The organism is Paenibacillus periandrae (genome assembly GCF_022458865.1).
Taxonomy (GTDB): domain Bacteria; phylum Bacillota; class Bacilli; order Paenibacillales; family NBRC-103111; genus Paenibacillus_S; species Paenibacillus_S periandrae.
The window spans coordinates 1-431 of record NZ_JAJNMU010000136.1; the positions used below are offsets into that span (position 1 = coordinate 1).

Annotated in this window: 1 protein-coding gene; it reads left to right on the forward strand. The window is 34.3% G+C overall.

Annotated elements, in window-relative coordinates; translation table 11 throughout:
- A partial coding sequence (locus LRL21_RS44940) for an IS110 family transposase (protein WP_420832580.1) occupies nt 1-431 on the forward strand: 431 nt, incomplete at both ends.

Consider the following 431-nt stretch of genomic DNA (forward strand, 5'->3'; position numbering starts at 1 on the left):
TTTTTGAATCTACAGGTATCTATTCAAGAGGTATGGAACGATTTTGTTGTGTAAATCAAATTAACTATATTCAAATGAATCCGTTAGAAGCCAAATTTAAAACGAGCACTCTAAGATCATGGAAAACTGATCAGGCAGATGCTCATAAGCTTGCTTGTTTAGGACCGACGCTTAAACAAACAGACAACTTACCTATACATGAGTTAATATTCTTTGAATTAAGAGAACGCGTCCGTTTTCATCTAGAAATCGAGAATGAACAAAATCGACTTAAATTTCAGATCCTTGAATTATTCCATCAAACATTCCCCGGTTTAGAAAGATTATTCAGTAGTCGATATTCAATCATTGCACTCAACATCGCAGAAATCTTTACTCATCCAGACATGGTTCTTGATATCGACAAGGATGTACTGATTACACATATATTC